Here is a 25,207-nt window from a genome sequence, read left to right as displayed (position 1 = left end):
TCTTTTTACTATAATAGTTCTTGCTCAAGTTTTTCAATCTCGCTAAGTTCATCGGCATACCATATTCCAACAAATCTAGAGGGAACAGGTTCATCGAAATAATTCCCGTCATAAAATGATAACGGAAATAATATTTTATGTTCAACAAACCTCTTAATGGTTTGAAAGAAAACGTCATTTTCCTTTGGACTTTTTGCTGCATAGGAGGCAAATTTATTGATAGGCTTACCTAAAGTATCATGAAACATTAGCATAGAGGTGGAGCCATTTTGGCGGAAATTCAAATCAATAGCCTGAACATCACCAGCCTCTGTGACAATTAAATCAAATCCTGCTACACCAACAAAACCTTCTGCAACACCTTGTTCCATAATATGTCTTCCTACCTCAATTACCTTTTCAGGAACTTCATCTACTATTATATTACCGTGATAAATACCGTTTTCATCGGTAATTTGTTGTGAGGCTCCTAAATATTGAATACCTAGTTCCTCGGAGTAGACAAATTGACAGCTATAATTGTCCTTTGTCTGTAATAACTCCTCAATAATTATGCTCTCCGTTCCCGTCATTCGGAATTGCCGCAGACCTTCCGTCAGTTCCTCTTTATTATGGCAAATGATGACTCCATATCCTCCAGAGGTTGGGGAATCATCGCCCGGCTTAAGGACCACAGGCGGTTGCCAATTTTTGATGGCATCTGAGAGCCTATAGGTTTCAACATTTAGACGACTCGGAACAAATTTGCTATCGATTAAATGATCAATATATGCTTTTGAATTCAATTCATTAAATTTCTCGGCATCCATCCAATAGCATTGACGGTCCATATGTTCCAAGTCATGTATATATTGACAAACAATCGTTTTGTCGTCTTCACACCAAGAACGAATATGGGCTAAATACTCCTCCTGTGTGTCATAACTAAAAGGCTGTTCGACCCATGGTAAACCTGTTAATCGATGTAGTTCCCGAGCTTTTTCAGTTTGGGTAGCTCGGTGCACTAATACAGGAATATCAGCAATAGCTACTTCTCTAGAGGTTAGGGCATCCAGTTTATGAGGATCGTCCATCATCCATGGATTATCACTAAACGGCGTTCTTGGTGTATAAACTGCATTCTCACCATAGATTTGTCTTAGCGTGTATTTTGGTTTCAAGTAGATTACCCTCTTTCAATTTTTAAGTACTCTACCCTTCCCCTTATTTTTTGACACTTTTTAATAGAAAAAACAGTCTTAGCGGCCAATAAAAATCCATTAAAACCCAAATATTAAATAGATTCGCCTAATAATTGATTTAAGTGAATTTTCACCTGCGGCCACTCGTCTAACGTAATACTATACATCACTGTATGGCGAGCGGTCCCATCTTTCCGAATCATATGATTCCGTAATATTCCTTCCTTTGTCGCCCCTATACGCTCTATAGCTTTCTGAGATTGAATATTTTCATGATCAGTTTTGATTTGAACTCGCTGTAAATGAAGGGTTTCAAAACAGTATTGTAATAATAGGTATTTACAATTGGTATTAATAGCAGTACGCCAGTAGACTGGTGTCAGCCATGTTGTTCCTATTTCAACCCGCTGATGTGTATCATCTATATCCATAAAACGTGTAGACCCTATGATCTCTCCAGTCTTTTTATCCACAATAACAAAAGGAAATTCTGTTTTATTACGCCTCATTAATAAAGCATTTTCCACAAAGTTATGCACATCCACCATTTTTTCGATCGTTGTGGACATATGTGACCAAATTTCTGGATAACTCGCCGCCTCTAATATCCCCGATAAATCATTTAACTCTAAAGGCTTCAGTTTAACTATTTCATTTTCTAATGCCATAAACTCCATGATGTATCACTCCTTTTTTAATTATTTAACGGTAAATTTGATATGATAGAAAGTACCAATTATTAAAAACCAGACCATACCAAAGGAGGTTATCTTGTGGAGCTATCCATTTCATTGACAGGAGATTCAGCCAAATACATTCAGATATACGAAGAAATTAGACAGTCTATTTTATCTAAAAGGCTATTAGGTCATGAGCAATTGCCCTCTAAGCGAGCCCTTGCCCGAACTCTCGATGTAAGTGTACATACTGTGAAGGAGGCTTATGAACAATTACTGGCAGAAGGTTATGTTTATAGTAAAGAACGGTCGGGTTATTTTATTGCTCCCTTTGAATTTGATTGGGTACAAGATGAACAGCAGCATGAGGTTCCTCTAAGGACAATCATATCCAATGACATTCAGTATGATTTTCATAACGGGCATGTGGATAACGAGGCTTTTCCCTATTCACTTTGGCATAAGCTCCTGAAAAAACATGTAAACAAGAATAATTTATCCATAAGTCCCTGGGCAGGTGAAGACCTATTACGCTCCGAGATTGCGCGCTATGTACAACGTTCACGTGGCGTTGTTTGTGATGCCTCACAAGTGTTTGTTTATGGTGGAACACAAAGTCAACTTCAAGCCCTTAGTCTCTTTTTAGGTCCCCAGAGTAAGGTCGGAGTAGAAGAACCGGGTTTTAAACGGGCACATACTACTTTACGACAATGCGGTTTGTCTACAGAGGCCATCCCTGTGGATAAAGCCGGTATAACTCTTCCTTCAAAAACAATTCACATGTTATACACAACACCAGCTCATCAATTTCCTTTGGGCATGATTATGACCGTAGAGAGAAGAGCCGCCTTGTTGCAATGGGCAAATTTGAATGAGGCATACATTATTGAAGATGACTATGATTCTGAATTTCGTTATAAAGGGCTGCCAATCCCCTCTTTAGCAAAAATGGATCAGCTTCAACGAGTTATTTATTTTGGAACATTTTCTAAAACGTTGCTGCCTTCTTTGCGAATCAGTTATATGATTTTACCAAAGTCATTAATTGCATCGTTTAATGCCTTTAACCATGATCAAAAATCAGTTGTCTCCAGAGTAGAGCAACTTGTTTTAGCTGATTTCATTGCACAAGGTCAATTTGATAAACATTTAGCGAAAATGCGGACAGTTTATCGTAAAAAACAACAAGCTCTACTAACTGCTATCTCCACTCATTTTTCGGAGGAATTTCAAATCATCGGTGAAAAATCTGGGCTACATATCGTGATGAAGTTACCTAATAGACTCTCTGAGAAAAATGCGATTCAACTTGCTCAAAAGATTGGAATTCTTGTCTATCCATGTTCTACTTCCTATCAGCATGGTACAGAGGATACTTTAATCATTTTAGGCTACGGTGGACTGACACTTCAGCAAATTGATGAAGGTATTGCACTCCTTGCTTCCGTCTGGCAATAACCTGTCATTTTATTAGATGGTCGGAGTCAGTCTATACACGAAACTTTGTTTTAGACATAAAAAATATACAGATGTTTCGAGACAAGGCGAAACCTTATAATGTTTTTTTCGTATGTAAAGGTAAATGAACACATAAGGGGATAGACAATAATGGAGAACCGTCAGCTATTAGAGCAGCACTTGCAGGAAATTCAGGATTGGGAAAAGGATCAAAGGGATTTATGGTTTTGGGAGAAACTAGGTAGAATACCGTTTAAGTTGTTAGATAAAATGACGCCTACTTTTATTCAAAATAAAATTGCATTATTAGTCGATGAATTAGGGAACTACATACAATCCGGTGGAAAATATTTAATCAATGAACAAGCCATGATTCAAAAAGTCCGTAACCATTCTTCCACAGAGCATATTTTGAGCATTTCAGATATTGGTCAAATTCCATTAGAGGATATGATTACTCTCAGTGATAAATTGCAAAATGAGCGTGTAAAGTTTGCGACTGTTCAAGGTGCTTCTACGGGGTTTGGCGGAATATTTACCTTGGCTATTGATATACCCGTTATTTTAGGAACCGCGCTGAAGACATTGCAAGAAATTGCTATTATTCATGGCTATGACCCTAATGATAAAATGGAGCGTATTTTTATTGTGAAATGCCTGCAATTCACAAGTGCAGATATTGTTGGGAAAGAAGCCATCTTACAGGAGCTTTCCACTATGAATAGTACTCATAAAGCTACTGACAATATGATTTCTCAGCTACAAGGCTGGCAGGAGGTATTTTATACGTATCGGGACCAGCTGGGCTGGAAAAAACTGTTTCAAATGATACCTATTGCTGGTATGATCTTCGGTGCATACGCAAATAAAGGAATGATTCAAGATGTTGCTGAAACGGGTATTATGTTATATCGAAAAAGACGAATTTATGAAAAATTGAATGAATTAGAAAGTTGATGATGAGAGATGGCGCTCTTCCTTATAAGAGCGTCACCCTCCCTTGTTTCTACATTTTAATTACTATTTTTCCCTGATGCTGACGACTTTCCATCAGTTCATGAGCGTTTTGCATATCCTCTAATGGAAATATTTTAGCAATGGGCACTTGGAAACTATCCCCTTTTAATAAAGTAAAAATATGTTGAGCGACCTGTTGTAACATTTCTGGTCTTAAGTCCCTAGTCGTACCCAGACTAAATCCTTTTACATTACGACAGCTACTATGTAAATCTGATGTCATAATAGTTCCTGCCTTGCCTCCACTATTGCCAAATTGTACAAGAGTGCCATATGGTGCTAAGCAAGTTAAGCTTTCCTCCGTAATAGCTCCCGCAATCGAATCAAAGATAATATCGACGCCAATACCTCCAGTAAAGTCTCGTACATGCTCACTAAATTGGTCATATGTAAGAACATGATCTGCCCCAAGCTGATAGGCTATCGGTGCCTTCTCTAATGTACTTACAGTTCCAATAATTTGTTTAGCGCCTAGCTTTTTGGCCATTTGAATAAGCATTGTTCCTACCCCACCAGATGCAGCATGAATTAACACCGAATCATTCTGACTAATTGGTGCTATCTGATGTGTTAAGATATACGATAAAAACGATACAGTTGGCACAGCTGCTACCTTCTCTAGCGGTACATCATACGGAACTTTAAAGACCAACTGTTCCTTTGCTACGACATACTCTGCATAAGCACCATTTATCGGAAATGCAATGACCTGGTCCCCCTTCTGAAAATTGCTGTTATCATTAAAAACCTCTTCTACAATACCAGCAACATCTAACCCAAGAATCATTGGAAAGTTTCCTTTAGCCTTATTACCTGTCCGATTTTTAATATCTGCATAGTTCACACTCGTATAGATTGATTTCTTTAATTAAGGCAGCAATCGTATATGCTTTATGTTATCTGGTACAGGGCTATAGTTACGAAAAACCTGGATACCTACTGTTATCACCTCTATTGTCACTGGACCATACAACGGCTAATCTATTAGATAAACACGCATTTTTGGCAATTGGCACAGCAGACCCGCATTTTTCACAGGAAAAATAGCTCTCAATCTTGCTGTTTTGATGAACTTATATCATTCCCTTGAGGATACTTCCAATTAACTCATACTATCCCGTTTTGCGAGTCGCTTTTCATCCAATTAAAAGCTTACATTCAAAAAAATGGACCATCTATTTCACCTTAGCACTTTACCAAAATTATCTATATATGCTACACTAACCAAAATACAGTGAAGAGAAGAGTAAATAAGGCTGTTCTTCCCAGAGAGCTCCGGTTGCTGAAAACGAGCAAGAACGAATTATTGAAACAAGCCTCAGAGTAGCGCATTGGATTTCTATTAGAATAATGGTGCGACGGGAACTCCCGTTATAGAGTTACAGTATAAACATTCATTCATGTCGTACTGAAAAGGCTATTATGGCAACATAATAGTGAACTAGGGTGGCACCACGTGAGCATAAATTCTTCCGTCTCGTCCCTAAGACTACTGTCTTGGGGGTGGGATTTTTTTATTTTGCAAGGTCACTTTTGCAAGAGGAGGAATTTATATGAAAAAATCTTTAAAATCGTGGCGTTATCCAATTATCCTTTTAAGTAGTATTGGTATTTCTAGTATCGGTGAATGGATTTATTTTATTGCTTTGAACCTTACTGTACTCAATCTGACAGAATCAGCACTTGCTGTTTCTGGCTTGTATATTATCAGAGCTCTCTCCACATTGTTTACTAATTTTTGGTCTGGTAGTTTAATAGACCGCTTTAATAAAAAACACCTGATGATCCTATTGAATCTTTGCCGGTCCATACTGATTGTCGCACTTCCTAGCTTTTTGAGCTTAGGATGGATTTATATTTTAGTCTTTATCATTACAGCTACTAGTTCTATGTATCATCCTACCTCTATGACTTATATCACTAAATTGATACCGGTAGAGCAAAGAAAACGCTTTAACTCATTACGTAGTCTGCTTGATTCTGGTGCCTTCCTAACAGGTCCAGCTATTGCAGGCTTTCTATTTACACTAGGTACACCGAATATGGCTATATACTTAAATGCTATTGCTTTATTTTTATCTGCCTGCATAACTATAAAAATGCCGGACGTTGAAGGACATGAACAATTAGGCTTTGCTCTTCGTACAGAAAAAGTAACAACATTTTATAAAATATTGCTCTATGATTGGAAAATGGTCGTCCATTTTAGCTTTAAAAATGCCTATGTGATGGCAGTCTATTTTTTATTTAGTGCTACCATTGTATTGATGACAGCGACTGATTCTTTAGAGGCAGCGTTTGCCACTCAAGTACTTGCTTTATCGGAGGGAGAATATGGGGTTTTGGTCAGTATTGCAGGTGTCGGTGTACTAATTGGTTCTCTAACCAATTCAGCCTTTGTTGAAAAAACCTCTACTGCTTGGTTAATCGGCATGGGGTCTATAATGACAGCCTTCGGTTATTTACTGTTTACTTCTTCCTATACCTTTTTTATGGCAGCTTTAGGTTGCTTCCTCTTATCATTCGCAACAGCTTTTGCGAATACAGGTTTCTATACTTTTTATCAAAATAATATCCCTGCTGAAAGCATGGGACGTATAGGGAGTATTTATGGTTTTTTTGAAGCCCTTTTCATCATAATTTTGACAGCTTCATTTGGAGTTACTGCTGAAATTATTTCTATACGATTTGTTATAGTAAGTGCCTCATTTGTCATGGTAACGGTAGCTATCATTTTATTTATTTTAACGATATGCCCTTCTAAAGCCACTTTTTATCAAAGTACTTCTGAGTCTCATAACTAGGTAAATAAAAATAGGTCTTTTCCTTACGTGGAGAAGACCTATTTACACATGACCTAGCTCTTGTGAAAGAAGGTGAGCAGCTCGTGTGACTTCCTTTGCAATACTTTCTAATTTTTCAGTATCTGTATCATACTCAAAGCACTCTGCGCTAATTGCTGCAATTGGTTCTTTATTCAAATCAAAAACAGGTGCTGCCACTGATACTGTTCCCTTTGTTTTTTCTCCATAGCTAATAGAGTATCCCTTATCTTTGATGACATTTAATTGTTCCATTAACTCTATTTTTTCAAGATCACTTATATTTTTTAGAAAGCCAGCTTGCATTTCCTTCTCTGAGAATGCAAGTAATACTTTATTCGCTGCTCCAATTGGATAGGGGATTTTTTCACCTATCATATCAATAATACGGACATTTTTGGGGCTATCCACACGATCAATAATAATAGAATTATTTAGTTTTGGAATATTTAAATACGCTGTTTCCCGCACATTAACGGCAAGCTCTTCTAATAACGGATGGGCTTTTTCTCGGATGTTTGTATGGTGGTACATTTTCATGCCGAGCTGTAACCATATATACCCTAAACGAAATTCCTTTTTTTCCTCATTTCTTTCTACTAAATCAAAGTTTTCTAATGTATACAATAATCGATAAATTGTACTGCTAGGTAAGTCTGTTTCATTATATATATCTTGAACAGAAAAGAATCGTTTAGGATTCTTCGCTAGTACATGAATAATCATCATTGCTCTTTCAATAGATTGAATCATTGCTCATCCTCCTTTTATTCATTTTAACGAATTTTTACTCATTTATATAGAGTTGCAACCGAATAAATTAATAAAAAGAAACAGAATTTTATAAAAACGAAAATTGACGTTTACGGTTTTTTCTTATATGATGAATCATATTCCACAATACGGATTAATTTTCACATAACGAAACAATGAAGTAAGTATAGTTGCTATTTTGAATGATATCTAATCGAACAAAAAAGGAGCCATATACATGTATTCACAACTAAGACAGTTACCCATCTCAAAGCAAATTGAAAAGCTTACAAATGAATTAGTAAATATTAATAGTATTAATGGTACTCAAGGAGAAGGGAAAATTATTGAGTATATCTATGCGAAAATGAAGGAATTCCCTTACTATCAAGAAAACCCTGCATTTCTTTGGACTTTAAACGTAAAACAGGACCCTATTGGCCGAAAAAATCTTTTTGCTTTCGTAAAAAGTCCTAATGAAACAAAAAGGACCATTATCTATCACGCTCATTTGGATACAGTGGACATAGAGGATTATGGTCATTTAAAAGAGTTTGCTTTTTCTCCTACCAAGCTTGAGGATTTCTTTAAAACCTATGAAGGAAATACGGATGTACAGAAGGATGCTCAAAGTGGCGACTGGATGTTTGGGCGTGGAGCTGTAGATATGAAAAGCGGAGCTGCTGTCCATATTGCCAATGTACAATATTTCACCAATCATCTTCATGAACTAGAAGGAAATATATTACTTATTTTAAATGGTGGCGAAGAGGCCGAGCATAATGGCATCATTGACGCATTAGATGAGCTTAATCGTTTAAAAATGGAGCAGGAACTAGATTTTCTAATGGCCATTAATACTGACTTTACAACTCCTTTATATGGTGATGACCCTCATCGTTATATTTATACGGGTGTTGCTGGAAAGTTACTGCCATCCTTCTACATTTATGGGCGAGAAGTACATGTGGGAGATACATTAAGTGGCATCGACCCCAATTATGTGGCAGCAAAAATTACGGAGCGTATTCATAATAATTTAGCATTAATGGAGGCAATTATAGGTGAAACCATCCTTCCACCTACATGCTTATATCAACGAGACACCAAAGAATCCTATACAGTTCAAACCGCATCTACTAGCCGAATTTATTTTAACTATTTTTTATATGAAGAGTCTCCAGATCATGTTGTTAAGAAACTTAAGTCTGTCGCACAACAGGCATGTATCGAAGCAAAGCAATATTTACAGCTTCAGTATGAGAAATATATGGAGCGTTCCAACATACCTAAGCGTTCATTATCCTGGCATATAGACGTTGTTACTTATGATGAGTTTATTGTTTATTTAAACGGAAAGGGTATTGAAACCGAGCTTATTATTGCTGATGTCTTGAAAAAAAATGCAGGTAAGGAATTACGCCAACAGTCGTTTGCAATCGTTGATGCGCTGCAAAAGGCAGATCCTGAGCATAAGCCTCGAGTTGTCTTATACTTTGCACCACCATTCCTTCCCCATAATTATTTAAAGGAAAGTGTGGCAAGAGACCAGCTATTAAAGCAAGCCATTTCACAGGTCGTTCATGAGGTAGCGAAAGAAACAGGCGAAGTATTTCAGGTTAAACGCTTTTTCCCTTATTTAGCGGATGGAAGCTTCTTATCTATTCATGCTACACAAGAGGAACTCCAAGAGTTGCTCAATAACTTCCCAAAATGGGATACACTCTATCCCCTACCATTTGAAAAAATAAAGGCGCTGAATATCCCTTCTGTTACAATGGGTGTATACGGAAAAGATGGCCACAAATGGACTGAGAGAGTTTATAAGCCTTATTCCTTCGGCGTGCTACCAAAGCTCATTCAGAAGGCTACAAAAGAAATATTCAAATCCAATCTTTAATATCGAAAAAGCACCGCTCTAATTATTTTTAGAACGGTGCTTTTTTATGTATCCAGTAAAACTATAGTTAAATTGAATGAGGAAAACCCTTCACCTTTTCAACAGCTTCTAGTAATTTTTTTGTGACGATATCTGATTCATCAATATGGTCAGTTAAAACTTTATTTGTTTCATCAAAAAGAGCTGTTGTTGTTTTAAATTTACTCATGACATCTTCAGTCGAAATTTTTTGGCTATCTATATAATCAAGTAATTCCTTCACTTCACCTTGGACATTCATTATGATTTGGAGTAATGCGTTAATTTGCTCAGACGTATCTGTACTTTTTTGAAGTCCTTCTGTCACCAGCTGCATATTATTTTTATTATCCTAATATGCCTCAGATATTTGATCCTCAATTTTTTTCGTAAGATTCACAATATCCTCTGTGCTTGACTTTGTATTTTCAGCAAGCTTTCGTACTTCTTCTGCAACGACTGAAAACCCCTTACCATGCTCCCCAGCTCTCGCTGCTTCAATAGATGCATTTAAGGCAAGTAAATTGGTTTGATTAGAAATCTCACTGATTACTTTGACGATATCAGTTATTTGCTTTGAACGTTCACTTAAATGGTTCATACTATTCGTCGTTTTTTTTGATTGCTCACCAAGCTCATCAATGACATGCTGAACTTCCTTTACAGCTTGTTTACTTTCAATCGATAAAGAAACCATTTCATCTGATGAATGAATTAAAGAGTTTCCTTTTTCTAGAGCATGTCCAGATATGGTATTGGATTCAATGGTGCTGTTTTCTACACGATTAAATTCGCTTAAAATATTTGTAACCATTTCACCCAAAATGACATGTTGATGATTAACTATATCGTGCTGTCCAATCGTTGAAATTAATTCCTTATGTAATTCATTGAGAAAAATTTGAAATTCATGATCCTTCTTATCTAGCTTTGCATTCAACTCGTCAATTTTCCCCTTAAATTGCTCTATATCTTCTCTTTTTGATTGAAATATCGTTAACACATGTCATCACTCCATAACTAGATTTGTATTAATTTTACTCTCTTTGAAGTAATTAATAAACAAATATCGTAAAGGTAGACTTTCCATAAAAAAATCCCACCTCCTAATAGAAGTGGGACCAAAATTTTTAGTAAGCTAAACCGAATAGAGCTTTAATATGTGTTAAATAACGAATATTCGAAGCTTCTTTCATTAATGTTGCAGGAAGACCTTTAAGTTCTGTGTTGCTTGCACCAATTGTAGCAACCGCATCTTTACGGCCTAGGCTTGCAAGTGTACCAGAGTTCACTGCTGAGAATGATTTCATCTCTTGGTTTTTATATTGTGCAAAAACATTATAACCAGCAAGCTCACCCATTTGCCAAGCAACTTGCGCAGTTGGCGCGTAAAGTGGACGACCACCATCAGCTGGTAATGCTACAGATGCGTCACCAATAACAAATACATCTTCGTGTGATGTAGATTGTAGGAATTCATTAATTGTTGCTTTACCACGGTCAGCTGCAAGTCCTGATTCACCTACTATTGGAAGTGGTGCTACCCCACCTGTCCATACAAGTGTGTTTGCAACAATTGGTTCACGGTCTTTTAGAGAAATAACATTACCGTCAACACCAGTTACAGGTGTACCAGTAATAAATTCCACACCGCGTTTTGTTAAGCTTTCAGTCGCGCGTTGAATAAGTGTATCCGGAAGTACTGGTAAGATTTTTGGACCAGCTTCAACAAGTTTAATTTTAAGATCAGCAAAGTTAACACCGTGTTTTGCAGCGATTTTCGGGAAGTTGTCCACGATTTCACCAACAAGCTCAACACCTGTTAAACCGCCACCACCGATAACGATTGTTGCATCTGCTTCATCTTTAGATTGTGCATATGCTTTAATGCGATCTTCGATATGTTTGTTAATTTTATTGGCATCATTTACTGATTTAAGAACCATTGAGTTTTCTTCTAATCCAGGGATACCGAAGAAACCAGTTTGGCTTCCTAAAGATACTACAAGCGTATCGTACGTTAATGTATAGCCATTATCTAAATCCACTTTTTTATTATCTACATTGAATTTCGTTACTTTTGCAATGTGTAGATCGATGTCTAAACCTTTAAAGATTTTTTTAAGTGGTAATGCAACAGCACCTTCTGCAATGGTACCACCGGCTAAACGGTGAAGTTCAGTGATAATTTGGTGTGTTGGGAATTGGTTTACTACAGTAATTTTAGCTTCATCAGCTGATAGATACTTACGTGCTGTTAATGCAGTTAAAACGCCAGCGTAACCTGCACCTAAGATGACGATTTCTTTTGACATGATTAATTAATCCTCCGTCCTTACGAATTGAATTTACCTTAAGTCTTATTTAGCTTTGCGTTCTGAGCTTACTTGTAAGAAAGCATTAACAAAACGGAATACATTTTGAACTTGAGGGTCTTTTAGCATTTTCACAAGACCGAATAAACCTATTACTTCGTGGCTTTCAGATGCTCGGTCTTTCGCTTCAATTGCAGTTGCTGCTAGGTTTTTCGCAGAGCCTACTACAGGTCCAGCGATTTCTGTTACTGCACCCACAGTATCATTTTTAAGCACTTCATCTGTTGCTACAGCTTGAGCAAACTCGTATGATTTCGTTAATAAAGTCATCATTTCAGTTAACTTTGGTAATTGCTCAACTAAAGTTGTAAGCGATTCTTGAACTTCAGGTTTTAGTAATTGATCTAGTACATCTAATTGCTCTTTACTCACAGTTACTTGTTCAGCCTGTGCTTGGTTATTCGTTTCTGACATTTTGAACTCTCCTTTGCCATCACTAGTACTATTTTTTATTGCTTACATGTAAAAAAGACCATTAAGGTAAAACTTAACAGTCGTTACAGCGTATATCCTACACAATCACCAGTCACAAGGCCTGGATAGCGATTCGTATGACTTGTTATTACAATGTTAACTTTAAGTCGCAAAAAGCGCATCATAATACCATCCTTATCTTGTCTTGGTGACATTACAACCTTCATTATAAGACTGTTTGTACATTATTTCAATGCGCTAAATCACAATTTCGACAATCTTTTCAAAATTCATTGATTTTATCAACTATTAACTGCCTTACTATCATAAATTTTCTAATGCATCAAATTTTGTAGCTGTCATTCACTTTTTTGTCATTTTTAGAGACTCTTTTTAAAATTCAAATGACCTTTATAACAATGAAAGGAGCTATCTCTATTCTAATGAGATAACTCCTTTCATAAAAATTAGGAAGCTTTATTTATTTTGAACAGATAGCCAAAAGAAATTTGTTACTTCTTTTGCCGTTACATCTATTGAACCTAGCAAAGTTTTCCCGTCGCCATCTTTAAAATACCCTACCGTCATCAGTGCCATAAAGTTATGAGCAAAAAACTTGGCATTTCCTTTTCGAATCGTGCCCTTGTCCATTTCTATTTGTATAGCCCGCTCAATGGTGTGGTACATTTCATTTTCGGATGCTTGTACTTGTCTCAACTGAGATTCCGATAAATTGATGGAGGCCTCCCGCATAAAATTATTCATATCAATATCAATAGTTGCCGATAAATGAACCTTAACGAGCTGTTCAAGACGTTCTTTAAATGGTTTTTGTTGCTCTAAAATTTGTAGAATAGATAGCTTGATACGATCCATCATAGCAATTAGTGCCGATGTATACAATTCGCCTTTAGTTGGGTAGTAGTAATAGATAGTCGCCTTTGTTACGTTACAAGCTTTCGCTACATCATCCATCGAAATGTTTTTGTAGCCTTCTTTAATAAAAAGTTTTGTAGCCGTCTCAAGGACTAGATCTTTTGTCGGTTTCGCATTTTCATCATGGCGAGGTCTTCCAAGCATACGCGGTGACTGTTTCAACAAGTTCACCTCCTTTATAAAAAACAATCTTTTTACTCATATTATAACATATCGGTATTTCTAGATTGATTAATTAACCTTCTAGTATATATAATTAAATCACTTACAGGAATGGAGGTTTTCTTATGAAAAAACATCCACTTGAGCAATGGGGCTCAATGGTTGCAAGTAAAAAGGGGCGCTTATTAGCACTAGCCTTTTGGGTGTTATTAGTAATTGTATTGTCGTTTGCTTGGCCACAAATCAATAGTATTGAAAGTGAGTCAGGCAAAAACCTACCTGACACGGAAATGTCTGAACAGGCTGCGGCAATAATTGCCGATCAATTCCCTAATGATGCCGGTACACCATTATTATTGGTTTGGTATCGTGACAGTGGACTAACCAATCAAGACTATTCAGCCATACAAGGTGTATACAGTGAGCTTCAAGCTAAACCCTTAGCTCATCAAACGATGGTTCCACCATTTGATAAAATGCCAACCCAGGCTCTATCAGCCGCTACTTCAGAAAATGGCACAACCATCGTTACACCTGTATTTTTTGAAAAGGGGGTTGCTACAGATGTCCTACAGGATAGTTTAGATAAACTAACCAAAATAATGGAGAGCAACCAAGTCCAATTAGATAAAAAACTTTCGAATGATATGCTACATGTTCGTTATTCAGGACCAGTTGGAATCGCTACTGATGCTGTTAGTTTATTCTCCCAAGCAGATGTAAAGCTATTGATTGCAACAGTATTACTCGTTTTAGTACTACTTATAATTATATATCGTTCGCCATTACTGGCTATTATTCCTTTACTTGTTGTAGGTCTTGCCTATGGAGTAATCAGCCCAACATTAGGCTTCTTTGCGGATCAAGGATGGATTGATAAAGATTCACAGGCAGTCTCTATTATGACGGTATTACTTTTTGGTGCAGGTACTGATTATTGTTTATTCCTAATATCTAAATACCGAGAAATTCTCTTCCATGTTGAAGATAAAACTGTCGCAATGAAACTTGCTGTGAAAGAATCAGGTGGCGCTATTTTAATGAGTGCCCTAACAGTTGTCATTGGTCTAGCTACCCTTAGTTTGGCTCATTACGGCGCATTTCAACGCTTTGCCGTGCCATTCAGCTTTGGTGTACTTGTAATGGGAATTGCAGCTCTCGTCGTCCTTCCTGCAATTCTTGTCATCATTGGTCGTGTAGCTTTCTTCCCATTTGTTCCACGTACAGAAGAAATGGCACTGAACAAAGGAAAAAAACAACATAAGCCATCACATAAGATTAGTCATAAAATCGGACATTTTGTTACGCAGAAGCCATGGATTGTTATTACGGTAACCGTTATATTACTTGGCGGATTAGCAGCATTCGTTCCACGTATTCAATATACGTTTGATTTACTCTCATCCTTCCCAAAAGACATGCCGTCACGAGAAGGCTTCACTTTAATAGAAGAGAATTTTTCTCCTGGAGAATTAGCACCTGTACAATTAGTGATTGATACAGGGGGAAATGAAATTAATTTACAGCAACAGCTTTCAACAATTCCTTATATTGATAGTGTGGCAGATGTTCAAATAGGGAAAAAAAATAATGAGATTCAGTTATATGAACTATCTTTAAATGCTAACCCCTATGCAAAGGAATCGTTGGCTCATATTCCTGAGTTAAAGGCAGAGGTTATCGAAATACTCGAGCAAAGTGGGCTTAAAAATGCTGATAAGCATGTTTGGATTGGTGGAGAAACTGCTAGTCAGTATGATACCCAACAAATAACTAAGCGTGACGAAACGGTTATTATGCCAACCATGATTGCTTTAATCGCATTATTATTATTTGTTTATTTGCGTTCCATTACGGCCACTGTTTATTTATTGGCAACCGTGATTATCTCTTACTTTGGAGCATTAGGCGCAGGTTGGTTGATTTTACATCATATTATGGGGGCAGAAGCCATTTCGGGAGCTATCCCATTGTATGCATTCGTGTTCTTAGTAGCGCTCGGCGAAGATTATAATATCTTTATGATTTCAGAGATTTGGAAAAAACGTAAAACAACTGATCATTTAACAGCTGTAGAAGAAGGAGTTGTCCGAACGGGAAGTGTCATAACATCTGCTGGACTTATTTTAGCAGGTACTTTCGCCGTACTAGCAACATTACCAATTCAAGTACTTGTTCAATTTGGTGTTGTCACAGCAATCGGTGTACTTCTGGATACATTCATTGTTCGACCATTGCTTGTTCCAGCAATCACAACGGTTCTAGGCAAATACGCCTTCTGGCCAGGAAAACTATTCAAAAAAGAAGTCTAACCTTTATAAATAACACGGTCATTAGCAAATCCACTTGCTAATATCCGTGTTATTTTTTTATTAATACTAGAAACATTAGTCATATATTTATTCTAAACTGAGCCTTATAGGATCTCTATTAAAGGATTGACTTTATTAAACTATTCTAAATTACAGTAACGCTTTCCATTGCTTAACTCCTTTTCAGGCAATACCCTCGAAAAATATGCCTTTGATTTTGCTAGTTCACTTTATTTCTACGACCCTGAAACACAAGAACGTCTATAAAAGGTAGATTGTATCTGTACCAACACTCTATTTGTGACAAAGCGACAAAAACGAAGACGATGATAAGGAGTCGTCTTCGTTTTACTTTATTTTTCTTTTAGTTACCTTTTTATGCAAACCTTGAATAACTGTTCGTGTCTCATCTAAATAATCAATTGTCTGATTATACGCACTGGTCACTACTCCCATAAATAAAATATCAATGACGAGAAGCTGGGCAAGACGAGAGGAAGTGGCACCGCTTCTAAAGGTCGCTTCTACATTCGGTGATACATATAAACATATGTCAGCTAAACTAGATACTAATGAATTACCGTAACGTGTTAGGCTTATTGTAGTAGCAGGAGTTTCGCCTGCTATTTCAAGAATTTTGGCCACTTCATGTGTTTCTCCAGAGAAGGATATCCCGACTACCACATCCCCCTCCTGTGCATTAACAACCGATGTAGCTCCTAGATGTAAATCCATGAATGCTTTACTATGCCTATTAATTCTTAAAAATTTTTGATCTGCATCCATTGCCGTAATTCCAGAAGCACCTACACCAAAAAAAATAATTCTTCTTGCTTTTGCTAAAGCTGATACAGCTCGCTCTAATTCAGCTTCATCTATTAAATTAGCCGTTTGTGTCAGAATCTCACTACTCTGCAAGGTCACCTTCTCTACAATTGATTGTAACGGCTCATTTGCTTCAATATCTCTGTCGACGGTGTTCTTACGCTGTAAATCACCAGCAATACGTAATTTTAATTCTTGAACACCGCTGACATGCAAAGATTTACATAATCTTACAACAGCAGCACTGCTTGTTTGGCTTGCCTCTCCCAACTCTACAGCGGTCATTTTAATCGCCTGTGTGGGATGTTCTAAAATAAAGCTTGCCACCTTTTTTTCAGAAGGAGGTAGCTTCTCTCGCATTTCTGAAAGCATAATTAAACCGGCATTAATTTTTTCCATACATCCATCCCCACCTCTAGTATGTAGCCTTCATGAAAAAGTGAATGGAGCAGTTCCATTCACCTCTTACTTCAAAACTTCCGTAATTCTACTGCTCTACGCACATGCCCTTCGGATTGGGCGAGTAATGCGGTTGCTTCTTCTAACCCTGTATTTGTTAGTAACATGACAATAGCCAGTTTTACTTGATAGTTGGTTTGCTCTAAAACTTGCTCAGCTTGAATATAGGATACTCCTGTCACTTCACAAACAATTTGTTTGGCACGTTCACGCAATTTAAAATTACTAGCATGAACATCCACCATTAAATTTTTATAGACTTTACCTAGTTTGACCATGGTGGAGGTTGTAATCATATTCAGAATTTGTTTATGGGCTGTTGCGGCCTTTAGTCTAGTGGAGCCAGTCAGAATTTCTGGACCAGTAATAACCTCAATGGCTATATCTACATTTTCGCTAATGGTGGAACGAGCGTTACTGACCAAGCTAATCGTTTTTGCCCCTATATGCTGGGCATAATTTAAAGCTCCTTTGACAAAAGGTGTTCTACCACTTGCCGCAATACCAATAACTATATCTAAATTAGTTAGCCGTTGTTTCTCTAACTCTTGTCGTCCTAAAGATAAATCATCTTCTGCCCCTTCTATGGCAATCATTACGGCCTCTGAGCCACCTGCTAAAATGGCTTGCACTAGCTTAGGAGAAGTACTAAATGTTGGTGGACATTCAACGGCATCTAGCAGCCCGATTCTCCCACTCGTCCCTGCCCCTACATAAAACAATCTACCCTCATTTTTTAAAGCATGTACAACAGCCATAATAGCTTGTTCTATTTCAGGTAATACCTTGTCTATAGCCTGCGGAATTTTTTTATCCTCTTCATGCATGAGCCTTATAATTTCAGCAATGGACATTAAATCTAAATTAGCTGTGTCTGGATGATAATCCTCAGTCGTCAGTTTTGTCATTCGCTCCATCGAAATCAAATCCCTCCATTCGAATTTTTAACGCTCATCCAAGTTCCCTTTACTGTTTGTTGTAGAGCCCCTGTCATTGGAATTCCTTCACTAAAGAGCCCGTTTATAAAAGCACCAATAGCAGGTGGTACTTCAGGCTGAATGATTTGATTATAAATGGTAGCTTGTTGCAATTTTGCTTGAAAGCATTGAACAAAGTAATGGTTTTCAAATAAGCCTCCACATGTAACAATTGGAAATTTTTTTACGTGTGGTTCTTTTCTAAACATCATTTGGAGAAGTTGAACTAAATGGGTAACTGCATGGTCAGCAATCCTCTTCGCTGTCTCATTATTTTGGGTAGCTAAAAGTAATACCGTCCTAGCAATAGAGGATATACATATACGTGGCTGCGAATGCTCATAAATTAGCGTAATAATTTCAGTAGGATCTGTTAGTGCTAGACGCTCTAAAACAGCTTTAGAAAAGGCATCCTCATACAAACCACAAGCATCATATTGACGAGTAATGGTACGTAATGCTTCTTGTCCAATATAGTAGCCACTCCCCTCATCACCCAATAGATACCCCCATCCTCCAATGCGACTAATGAAATTTTCTTGAACAACATAAACAATTGAGCCTGTTCCGGCTATAACTACTAATCCCTCCTGCGTAAACGTCCCACTAGTAAGTGCCGCTACTGCATCATTTGTAACAGTAACCTTACAGAACGGGAAGGGGAAAATATGAGCTATCCACTCCTTCCAGCGTATTAAATCCTCTTGACGATCCCCTCCTGCTACGCATAAGAAAACCGTTGAAATATCACTTTTTGTAGCACCTACCCTTTGCACTAAACATTCTAGTAACTGTTGAATATGTTGTCTTACCTCATAGGATGGAGTAGACTTTATATTCGTGCCGTCTCCATCCATAACGGCGAGAACACTTCCATCTTTTGTCCCAATTACAGCACGAGTTTTCGTTCCACCGCCATCGACACCAATAATATATGACTTATTTAATGGCACCTGCCGTCAGCCCCTCCATAAATTGCTTTGAAGCAATAAAGAATAATAGAATCATTGGTAATGATGCTAATGTCAGTCCAGCAAAAAGTGAGCCCCAGTCAGCTGAATGCTCTCCAAATAACGACATCATTCCGACAGGGATTGTCCGTTTGATCTTTTCTGTAATAAAAATAAGCGGAAAGAAAAAGTCATTCCATGCTGCAATAAAATTGATAATAACGACTGTTCCTAGTGCAGGTCGCATTAATGGCAATACAACATACCAAAGGACCCTTAGGTTCCCAGCACCATCCATACGGGCAGCCTCCTCCAATTCAGAAGGTATCGTTTTAAAAAAGCCTGTTAGTATGAGCATGGATAAAGGTATACCTGTCGCTGTATTCATTAAAATCAAAGACCATAAAGAATTAATTAGTCCTAAATCACGCATTAAAATAAAAAGAGGGACGATTCCCAATTTTATTGGGATCATCATGCCTAATAAGAATATAAAGAATAAGGCATGGTTCCACGAAAATTTAAAGCGAGCTATATAAAAGGATGCCAATGAACAAACAACAACAATCAGTACAACAGATACAATACTGACAAATAGGCTATTCATAAAATATGTGGTAAAGGGAATTTTAGACAATAATGTGCGGTAAGTATCAAGGCTAAAGCTAGATGGAAAGCCCAATGGATCCTTGTAAATGTCCACACTTTTCTTAAAGGAGGACAAAATCATTAACAAAATAGGATATAAGCTAATTGTCGCTACTGTAAACAAAACAAGATAATAGAATGGTCGAACCCAAATGGCTCCTTGCTTCATATACCTCCCCCTTACATTTGGACGTCTTTTTTATTGGCCAAGCGTAAAAATAGCGTTGTACAAATTAATATAAATAGAAAAAGCACTGTCGCTAGGGCAGACCCTATACCAATTGCTGTAGCACCGGAAGCAGATGAACTACCAAAGGCTAAGCGATAGAAAAACACGGCCAATGTATCCGTAGAATAATAGGGCTCCCCCATAGAGCCTTGCATGGCATAAACAAGTTCAAATGCCTCAAAGGATTGAATAAATGTTAAAATGCCCATGATCATTATCGATGGCACCATTAAGGGCAAATAAATCATACGTAATAAAGTAAAGCCCTTTGCACCGTCTAGTCTCGCAGCCTCAATCAACTCATTGGGAATGCCTTGGAATCCAGCTAAAAAAATTAAAACGCCAAAGCCTAGCCCAAACCAACAATTGACTAAAATAATGGCAATTAAAGCTGTTCCAGGATCACCGAGCCAAGCCTTTTGCAACGTCTCTAAACCTAATTTATCTAAAAGGACATTTAAAGTTCCAAAATTAGGGTTTAAAATAAGCTTCCATAAAAAACCTACAACAATTACCGATAACACTCGCGGGAGAAAAAAGGCTGCCTTGAAAAACTCAGCTCCTTTAATTTTTTGGTAGATAATAAACGCTAAAAAGAAAGCTAACCCATTCATAACAACCATTTGCACAACAAAATAGATAACATTATGTTTGAATGCATTCCAAAACATGGAGCCATAAGGTTCTGTCGTGAAAAGCTTCGCGAAGTTTCGTAATCCAACAAAATCCCCACGTGACATTCCTTTCCATTCAAAAAAACTATAGGATAAAGCTGCTAGAATTGGATAAAGCACAAACATTCCATAAATTATAATTGCAGGAATAGGGAAAAGGTGGATAGACCACCTTGCCCATGATTTTCTTTTTGATAACGGTGAAGCTGTAGACTCCCTCATGATGAGCAGCCCCCTTTAAAATTCTGAGAAAGGAAGATTCCTTGTAAGGAACATTATTTATTTTTGAAATGGCGTGTACCAAGTTTTAGCGTTTTCTTGTACTTTGGCAGCGACCTCTTTAGGTGTTACTTGACCTAAATACATACCTTGTAGTTCACTTTCAAGTAAACTTTTTGTTGTTGGGTCCCCTCCTGTAAAATTAGTCACCCACATGTATGGTGTCGATTCATTTGCAGTGGATTTACTAATCTCATTTAATAGGGCATTGTCAGAGGTAATACCAGGTATGGCACTGATCATGGAAAATTCCTTCACAAACAATTCACCGAATTCCTTTGTAGTTAAAAACTCTAAAAATACCTTTGCAGCCTCTTTATTTTTCGAATTTGCATTAATAGCAAATGAGCCATCTACCCAAGTCGTCACTGTTTTCTGACCCCCTTTAGAGGGAATAGGAAAATACCCTAACTCTAAATCAGGATTCATTTCTAATACAACAGGAATTTCCCAGCTACCTAACGGGAACATAGCCGCCTCCTCTAATGCAAACAAAGTACGAATATCATCCATTCCTAACCCCTCTGAATTAGCAGGAAAATACTTCTTTAAGTCATTCATTACTTGAATTGATTCTATAAACTGAGCATCAGTAAAATCTTTTTCTCCCGCAAGCACTGCTTGGTAGAAATCATTGCCTTCGTAAATCGCCGGCCCTACAATCCCATGCAGTAATGACAATAACCAGCCTTCCTTCGTGCCCATTGCTATTGGTGTAATACCCTTTTCAAGTAATTGATCATTTAATGCTATGAACCCCTCCCAAGTAGTAGGTATTTCGAGGTTATGATCCTTGAAGATTTTTTTATTATAGAAAAATTGCGTTGAGCTCAAATTAATTGGTACCCCATATTGATTTCCATCTTCATCACGGGATGCTAGTAGTGCCTCTTCAGGAAAAGAAGGTAAACCATTTAAGCCATTTATTTTCTCGACATATCCTGCTTCAGCAAGCTTTAATCCAGCTGCATAAGGTCGTAAGTGGAAAATGTCTGGGCCTTCTCCAGCCTGTAATGCTGTATTGAGAACAGTGTTATACTCTGTATTTTTAGTCGGATTAAAGGAAATCTGTATTTCGGGATGTTGTTCATTAAATAATTCGATAACTTTTTCATATTTCGCCACATCTTCAGTACGCCAACTTCCTATCGTGAGAGAAATCTCTTCTATTTCCTCCCCTTCTTCCTTATCAGGTGTTGTTGAAACCGTTGTTTTCTCTTTTGAGGTACACCCCACTAAAGCTACAACGAATAATAATAGAAACAGCCATAACCATTTACTCTTTTGTTTCATGTCAACTAATCCACCCTTCATATAAAAAATTTTTCATAAATCAACGTATGAAGCTTTTCCCGAATACTTCTCATATTTGTATTCCTTCCATAATGAACTGCATTCGTCAGGAAAATAACAAAGGCCTTTTCAACAGGGTCCATCCAAATACTTGTGCCTGTAAAGCCTGTATGACCAAACGACCCCTTATTCCACCTCCTAGCAAAACAAGATGATAAGCAATCTCCATCCCATACTTCAAAACCAAGTCCCCTATTTCTGAATGTCTTCGTATAGGCAAGTTCTAGCCACTCATAAGGAAGAACTTGTTGTTGTGTAAGTCCTAACCAAATCTCTGCATACTTCGCTAAATCTTCCGCACATGAAAATAAACCGGCACTACCAGCTACACCTTCCAACAGCAGAGATTTTTCATCATGAACAATTCCTTGAACAAATTTTCCATCCACCATCTCTGTGGATGCCGTTAGTCCCCGTTGATGCTTCTGTAATTGAAAGTGAGTACGATTCATCCCCCAAGGCTTCAATATCTCCTGTTCAACGAATTGACTAAGTGACCTCCCCGATATTTTTTCAATCACTTTCCCTAATAAAATCATACCTAGATCACTGTAGAGTACTTGCTCACCTGGCTGAAACACCACTTTACTGGAAAATATCTCTGTCATTATGTCGCGTTGATGATGCCTTTGCACCACTGGCATTAAGTCTGCCGGTAGCCCTGAATTATGCTGTAATAAATGTTGAATTGTCATATTGGCATACTTAAAATTGGGTAAATATGTTTGAACCTTATCGTCCACAGTCATTTGTTGTCGACTCAAGAGCAATAAAGTAGCTGGTAGCGTTGCCACTACTTTTGTTAATGACGCTAAGTCGAAAATTGTATGGCTCGAAATGGATTGTTTACTGCCATCTTCAGCTGTAAAAGCCCCATAACTACGTGACAAAATTCTTTTATGATGCTGTTGAACAATCAATACTGCACCTGGAATTTCCTTTTTTCGCACTAAATCATTTATATAGGCATCTACCAAATAGAACACCCCGCAGCTTTAACTATCTAAATTTTCTGTAAATTAGTATTATCATATAAAATAAAATGATAAAAAATTACACCAATCTTAAAATTTTTTTTCATAAAAAAACTCCCCGCCAAGTCATTGCATACTTGATAGAGAGTTTCTTCATTATTTAGTTGGTTTTTTCAAATCCATCGAAGCTGCTGCACTTTCAACCTTTACGCGTTTTAAGAAGAATGCAAGCACGACTGCAATCACTGTTATACCAGCCGCAATTAAGAATGAGTGTGTAATACCATCTAATAAAGCAGTTTGCATAATTTGATCTTGCATTTGTTGCATTTGCTCTGGTGTAGGTGCTGCACCTGCTTGTGCTGCATTTGCTTTCGCCTCGACAATTAATTCTTCGGCTTTAGCTTTTGTACGATTATTCATGAATGTAACTAAAATCGCACTACCAATGGCTCCTGATACTTGCTGTAATGTGTTGTTAATAGCTGTACCATGTGGATTCATAATTTGTGGTAATTGGTTTAAACCGTTTGTCATAATAGGCATCATTACCATCGACATACCGAACATACGAATTGTATACATCGATACAATAAATGTATAGCTTGAATCAATTTCTAATTTTGTTAAACCGAATGTTGCGATTGTAGTAATCGTTAATCCGATAATGGCCAATATACGTGGACCAAACTTATCGAAAAGCTTACCAGTAATTGGTGACATAATCCCCATTACAAGCGCTCCTGGAAGCATCATTAAGCCAGCTTCAAAAGGTTCAATACCGCGAATAGATTGTACGTAAGCCGGTGTTAGAATCATCCCTGAGAACATTGCCATGGAAACAATAACAGAGATAACAGACCCTAATGCAAACATTGGATATTTATAAATACGTAATTCCAATAATGGTTGATCCATTTTTAATTGTTTAATGATGAAAATAATTAAGGCGATAAAGCCAATTGAAATTGTGCCATATACCCAAGGGCTTGACCAGCCTTTATCCCCTGCTGTACTGAAGCCGTATAAAATACCCCCGAATGCAACTGTTGATAAAAGTACTGATAGGAAATCTAAGTGAACTTCACGTGTCTCCATCACGTTTCTTAATTTCCAAACACCAAATAATAAACTAATAATCGCAAATGGAATAATCATTTGGAAAAGCATACGCCAATCATGATGCTCCACAATATAACCTGATAATGTCGGTCCAATTGCTGGTGCCATAATCATGACTAAACCGAAGATCCCCATTGCTGCCCCACGCTTCTCTTTCGGGAAGCTAGTTAGCATAACATTCATTAACAGTGGTGACATACTGGATGCTCCAGCTGCTTGCACCATACGACCTGCTAACAGCATGCCAAAGCTGGGAGCGAAGCCTGCCATAATTGTACCAATAGTAAAGATAGACATCGCTGTAATAAATAAATGTCTATTTTTAAAGCGTGTCACAAAAAATGCTGAAGCAGGAACTAAAATACCACTTACTAGCATATAGCCTGTTGCGAGCCATTGTACTTTTGAATATGTGATCCCAAAATCTTTCATAATTGTTGGTAATGCCACATTCAACAATGTGTTATTAAGAAAAGCAACAAAAGCACCCACAAATAATATAGCAATCATGCCATAAGGGGGCTTCTTCATTGTCTGCTCACTATTCATTTATATCCCTCAATTCTTTCGTGTGTTTTTCGATAAAACTTATTTTATACTCGTAGTCTACTTTTTTCAACAAATAAGTTTATATTTTTTATAAACGTTGATATATCAACGTTTATGGTGTAGAATAAGAGTATAATATTTTT

22 protein-coding genes and 1 other annotated feature are annotated in these 25,207 nt (G+C 37.4%); of the genes, 5 read left to right on the top strand and 17 right to left on the bottom strand.

All coding sequences use genetic code 11. The features are described 5' to 3' along the window. Window positions 1-8: 8 nt before the first annotated feature. Entirely contained in the window at window positions 9-1,160 is a 1,152-nt protein-coding gene (ldmS, locus tag ACE1MS_RS01440; protein WP_031418324.1) for an L-aspartate--L-methionine ligase LdmS, read from the bottom strand. 113 nt (window positions 1,161-1,273) lie between these two features. After that, window positions 1,274-1,858, bottom strand: a complete 585-nt coding sequence (locus ACE1MS_RS01435) for a GNAT family N-acetyltransferase (protein ID WP_012292547.1) — start codon at window positions 1,856-1,858, stop codon at window positions 1,274-1,276. A 96-nt stretch (window positions 1,859-1,954) separates the two neighbouring features. Between ACE1MS_RS01435 and pdxR the strand changes: the two genes are divergently transcribed. Then, on the top strand, window positions 1,955-3,316 hold the full coding sequence (gene pdxR, locus ACE1MS_RS01430) for a MocR-like pyridoxine biosynthesis transcription factor PdxR (protein ID WP_031418321.1): 1,362 nt from the start codon (window positions 1,955-1,957) through the stop codon (window positions 3,314-3,316). Between the two features lie 150 nt (window positions 3,317-3,466). Beyond that, complete coding sequence (locus tag ACE1MS_RS01425) at window positions 3,467-4,273, top strand: EcsC family protein (protein ID WP_012292545.1); 807 nt, start codon at window positions 3,467-3,469, stop codon at window positions 4,271-4,273. A 49-nt stretch (window positions 4,274-4,322) separates the two neighbouring features. Here the strand turns inward: ACE1MS_RS01425 and ACE1MS_RS01420 are convergent, their stop codons facing one another. Next, on the bottom strand, window positions 4,323-5,177 hold the full coding sequence (locus tag ACE1MS_RS01420) for a quinone oxidoreductase family protein (protein WP_447402654.1): 855 nt from the start codon (window positions 5,175-5,177) through the stop codon (window positions 4,323-4,325). Between the two features lie 381 nt (window positions 5,178-5,558). Then, window positions 5,559-5,821 (top strand) — a binding site (T-box leader). A gap of 65 nt (window positions 5,822-5,886) precedes the next feature. Here ACE1MS_RS01420 and ACE1MS_RS01415 point away from each other — a divergent pair. Beyond that, a complete protein-coding gene (locus ACE1MS_RS01415) occupies window positions 5,887-7,137 on the top strand; it encodes an MFS transporter (RefSeq protein ID WP_447402653.1) in 1,251 nt (416 codons plus the stop codon). 42 nt (window positions 7,138-7,179) lie between these two features. Here the strand turns inward: ACE1MS_RS01415 and ACE1MS_RS01410 are convergent, their stop codons facing one another. Next, the gene (locus tag ACE1MS_RS01410; RefSeq protein WP_447402652.1) at window positions 7,180-7,908 is read right to left on the bottom strand and encodes an IclR family transcriptional regulator; all 729 of its coding nucleotides are present in this window, start codon (window positions 7,906-7,908) and stop codon (window positions 7,180-7,182) included. Window positions 7,909-8,146: 238 nt separating this feature from the next. Here ACE1MS_RS01410 and ACE1MS_RS01405 point away from each other — a divergent pair, with 238 nt between their 5' ends. Further along, a complete protein-coding gene (locus ACE1MS_RS01405) occupies window positions 8,147-9,808 on the top strand; it encodes a M20/M25/M40 family metallo-hydrolase (protein WP_447402651.1) in 1,662 nt (553 codons plus the stop codon). A gap of 67 nt (window positions 9,809-9,875) precedes the next feature. Here the strand turns inward: ACE1MS_RS01405 and ACE1MS_RS01400 are convergent, their stop codons facing one another. From ACE1MS_RS01400 to ACE1MS_RS01380, 5 genes are all read right to left on the bottom strand, one after another. Further along, window positions 9,876-10,163, bottom strand: a complete 288-nt coding sequence (locus tag ACE1MS_RS01400; protein ID WP_447402650.1) for a hypothetical protein — start codon at window positions 10,161-10,163, stop codon at window positions 9,876-9,878. Window positions 10,164-10,178: 15 nt separating this feature from the next. Next, a complete protein-coding gene (locus tag ACE1MS_RS01395) occupies window positions 10,179-10,829 on the bottom strand; it encodes a methyl-accepting chemotaxis protein (protein ID WP_447402649.1) in 651 nt (216 codons plus the stop codon). Window positions 10,830-10,956: 127 nt separating this feature from the next. Continuing rightward, complete coding sequence (locus ACE1MS_RS01390) at window positions 10,957-12,141, bottom strand: NAD(P)/FAD-dependent oxidoreductase (protein ID WP_012292539.1); 1,185 nt, start codon at window positions 12,139-12,141, stop codon at window positions 10,957-10,959. 45 nt (window positions 12,142-12,186) lie between these two features. After that, window positions 12,187-12,615, bottom strand: a complete 429-nt coding sequence (locus ACE1MS_RS01385) for a DUF1641 domain-containing protein (RefSeq protein WP_012292538.1) — start codon at window positions 12,613-12,615, stop codon at window positions 12,187-12,189. A gap of 477 nt (window positions 12,616-13,092) precedes the next feature. Further along, window positions 13,093-13,722, bottom strand: a complete 630-nt coding sequence (locus ACE1MS_RS01380) for a TetR/AcrR family transcriptional regulator (protein WP_230584527.1) — start codon at window positions 13,720-13,722, stop codon at window positions 13,093-13,095. A 116-nt stretch (window positions 13,723-13,838) separates the two neighbouring features. Between ACE1MS_RS01380 and ACE1MS_RS01375 the strand changes: the two genes are divergently transcribed. Further along, complete coding sequence (locus ACE1MS_RS01375) at window positions 13,839-16,025, top strand: MMPL family transporter (RefSeq protein WP_012292536.1); 2,187 nt, start codon at window positions 13,839-13,841, stop codon at window positions 16,023-16,025. 348 nt (window positions 16,026-16,373) lie between these two features. Here the strand turns inward: ACE1MS_RS01375 and ACE1MS_RS01370 are convergent, their stop codons facing one another. The 8 genes from ACE1MS_RS01370 to ACE1MS_RS01335 form a co-directional block, all read right to left on the bottom strand. Further along, window positions 16,374-17,249: a MurR/RpiR family transcriptional regulator gene (locus ACE1MS_RS01370; RefSeq protein WP_036166650.1), complete on the bottom strand. Its 876-nt coding sequence runs from the start codon at window positions 17,247-17,249 to the stop codon at window positions 16,374-16,376. A gap of 71 nt (window positions 17,250-17,320) precedes the next feature. After that, window positions 17,321-18,226: an N-acetylmuramic acid 6-phosphate etherase gene (gene murQ, locus ACE1MS_RS01365; protein ID WP_031418311.1), complete on the bottom strand. Its 906-nt coding sequence runs from the start codon at window positions 18,224-18,226 to the stop codon at window positions 17,321-17,323. A gap of 5 nt (window positions 18,227-18,231) precedes the next feature. After that, entirely contained in the window at window positions 18,232-19,239 is a 1,008-nt protein-coding gene (locus ACE1MS_RS01360) for an N-acetylglucosamine kinase (protein ID WP_031418310.1), read from the bottom strand. Then, complete coding sequence (locus ACE1MS_RS01355) at window positions 19,226-20,053, bottom strand: carbohydrate ABC transporter permease (protein ID WP_198695249.1); 828 nt, start codon at window positions 20,051-20,053, stop codon at window positions 19,226-19,228. The genes ACE1MS_RS01360 and ACE1MS_RS01355 overlap by 14 nt, the downstream gene beginning before the upstream one ends. An 11-nt stretch (window positions 20,054-20,064) precedes the next feature. Beyond that, window positions 20,065-21,009, bottom strand: a complete 945-nt coding sequence (locus tag ACE1MS_RS01350; protein ID WP_416277986.1) for a carbohydrate ABC transporter permease — start codon at window positions 21,007-21,009, stop codon at window positions 20,065-20,067. A 57-nt stretch (window positions 21,010-21,066) separates the two neighbouring features. Next, the gene (locus ACE1MS_RS01345) at window positions 21,067-22,380 is read right to left on the bottom strand and encodes an ABC transporter substrate-binding protein (RefSeq protein ID WP_180276606.1); all 1,314 of its coding nucleotides are present in this window, start codon (window positions 22,378-22,380) and stop codon (window positions 21,067-21,069) included. Further along, the gene (locus ACE1MS_RS01340; RefSeq protein WP_289450013.1) at window positions 22,377-23,405 is read right to left on the bottom strand and encodes a serine hydrolase domain-containing protein; all 1,029 of its coding nucleotides are present in this window, start codon (window positions 23,403-23,405) and stop codon (window positions 22,377-22,379) included. Before ACE1MS_RS01340 ends, ACE1MS_RS01345 begins: the two co-directional genes overlap by 4 nt. Window positions 23,406-23,549: 144 nt before the next feature. Then, a complete protein-coding gene (locus ACE1MS_RS01335; RefSeq protein ID WP_031418305.1) occupies window positions 23,550-25,064 on the bottom strand; it encodes a DHA2 family efflux MFS transporter permease subunit in 1,515 nt (504 codons plus the stop codon). Window positions 25,065-25,207: the final 143 nt, after the last annotated feature.

It is taken from the genome of Lysinibacillus sp. fkY74-1 (genome assembly GCF_053165895.1).
This window is presented reverse-complemented; position numbering and strand designations above follow the sequence as displayed.